At 52.6% G+C, this 2,517-nt stretch carries 2 protein-coding genes; one reads left to right on the top strand and one right to left on the bottom strand.

The genetic code is table 11. The features are described from left to right. A partial coding sequence (locus tag EGI20_RS17485) for a GGDEF domain-containing protein (RefSeq protein WP_498632992.1) occupies positions 1–738 on the top strand: 738 nt, incomplete at its 5' end. 534 nt (positions 739–1,272) lie between these two features. Here EGI20_RS17485 and EGI20_RS17480 read toward each other — a convergent pair. Then, a protein-coding gene (locus tag EGI20_RS17480; RefSeq protein ID WP_498632991.1) for an IS3 family transposase occupies positions 1,273–2,450 on the bottom strand; the annotation gives its coding sequence in 2 pieces (ribosomal slippage) (positions 1,273–2,186 and positions 2,186–2,450; 1,179 coding nt in all). Positions 2,451–2,517: the final 67 nt, after the last annotated feature.

Here is a 2,517-nt window from a genome sequence, read left to right as displayed (position 1 = left end):
GTCCCCGATTTCACCAACAAACTGCGAATCGGGGTCATCAAGGACGAAAAAATATTACGCGACATTCTCGACAAAGGAGTCAAGACGCTAACATCACAGGAGCGTGAGGCTATTTCCAACAAGCATGTATCGGTCAATGTTCAGCGCGGAATCGATTACACGTTGGTCTGGCTAGTCATTGTCGGTGGAGGTCTCATCATGCTGCTTGTACTTACTTGGAACCGGAAACTTAATTCACTCAATAAGCAATTGGAACTGCTTTCCATCACCGACCGGCTGACCGGCCTGTTCAATCGCATGAAATTGGATGCAACACTAGCGTCCGAAAGCATGCGCGCGCAGCGTAGTGGACAACCTTTCAGTCTGATCATGATTGATGTGGATTACTTCAAAAATACCAATGACGTACATGGTCACCAGACCGGGGACAGTGTACTGGTCGAGATTGCCCAATTGCTGCAATCCAGCACGCGCAAAACTGACGTTGTCGGACGCTGGGGGGGAGAAGAATTTCTAATAATTTGCCCTCACACAGACAGTGCAGGTGCCTACCAATTGGCTGAAAATCTCCGCAAAAAAATACAAGATTTCAAATTTTCGGTCGTCGGACACAAGACGGCCAGCTTTGGGGTCGCCAGTTTTCAGATTGAGAACCAGGGTCAGGATATTGTGTCGCGAGCAGATGCAGCACTTTATGCAGCCAAAGAACGTGGCCGAAACAGAGTTGAGACAAAGTAATCGAGGAGAACCAACATCCTGCCAGCGCGGGTGCGTAACTTACAGGCACGGATTTTGTCAGACTCAACAAGTCCCCTGCCCAGCAGAATAACGTGGCCGATAGCAGGCCGAATTGTTGCCAGCCAAGAGACAACTATCGGGCAAAATCCGGGCAAGGCACGCACGTTGCGTGCCGCCGTTAACACCAAGCTTATTTTTGATGCCCGGCCAGCGCCACAGTCGGTCTACGCCGGAGCCACTTTGATTTCTTGAGCGGCCGCGCCGCCGTACACAGGCAAGACCCTGCGATCCAGCGCAGCATGCATTTCTTGTTGGTATTTATGTTGGTATTTTTAAAAATAGAATTACACAAATCCTTTAAAGACAATGCTTGTAAGGTGTTTTGTGATAGTCGCCGCCCCACCAAACTACCGTTTCATGACGTGTCATGAAACACCAAGAACCCCGAGAAATAAGCCTCTCGGGGTTTTTTGTTGTCTGTTATCGTGCCATACCGTGTCTTGACCTGTCCTGACAACCATAGACACACCCGGCTCAAATACACGCAGCTTGCTTGCTGAAGTTTTGTGCAAACACGGCTGGCGCCACATTGCCTAGGCGCGAATGACGCCGCTGGCGGTTGTAGAAGATTTCGATATATTCCCGGATCGACGCTTCGGCCTCAAGCCGGGTTTCATACCGATGGTGATGCACCAGTTCATTTTTCAAACTACCCCAGAAGCTTTCCATCGGCGCGTTGTCGTAGCAGTTTCCGCGCCGCGACATCGATGCCCGCAGTTTGAATTGCTCAAGCAAATTGCGATAGCCATGCGAACAATACTGGCTGCCTCGATCCGAATGCAGGATTAGGCCAGCAGGCGGGCGTTTCCATTTCACCGCTTTCCACAAAGCCTGGCTAACCAGTTCCTGCGTCATGCGTGCACTCATGGCATAGCCAACAATCTCGCAGGTGAAGACATCCTTGATGCCCGCCAGATAAAGCCAGCCTTCATCGGTCTGGATGTAGGTAATGTCGCTGACCCACACTTGGGTTGGCTCGGTCGGTTTGAATTCCTGATTCAACAGGTTATCCGCTACCGGCAGTTTGTGGTTCGAGTTGGTCGTCGCCTTGAATTTGCGTTTCTGGATACAGCGAATACCTTCTTCCCGCCGCAGTCGTGCAATTCGGTCTCGGCCGGCCACGATGCCGTCCGCTGCCAGCTCATCCCGCAAACGTTTCGCGCTGTAAGTCCGTCGCGTCTTGGCGTGTGCCGCTCGAATTCCCACACGCAGCCGTTCATTCTCCAGCGCCCGCCGGCAAGGCGGCCGTTTCAACCAAGCGTAAAACCCACAGCGGGACACCATCAGAACCCGGCACAGCAGCTTGACTGGATAGTAAGATTGCCATTGCTTCACGAACGCGTACCGGGCAGTGACTCCCTGGCAAAGTACGCCGTCGCTTTTTTTAGAATGTCACGTTCCATCCGCGCTTCGGCCAGTTCTTTACGCAATTGCCGAACCTCGGCCATCAGATCAGACGCGCTGGGCGTTCCTGCCTTGGCGGAGCTGGTTTTGCCTGCCTTACGCGCTTGCGTTACCCAATACGCCAGCGTGCCATGATTCATGTTCAGTCGCGCAGCAGCCTCGACCGCCGAGAATCCTTGCTCAAGCACCAGCTTGATCGCTTCCGCCCGGAATTCCGGCGCATAGCTTTGCGTTACTCTCTTGCTCATTTCTCACCCCTGTTCGCTCAAAGTTTACCAAACAGGCGTGTCTACAGAACTCAGGCTACCTCACCAA

This window comes from Aquitalea sp. S1-19, assembly GCF_024343515.1.
This window is presented reverse-complemented; position numbering and strand designations above follow the sequence as displayed.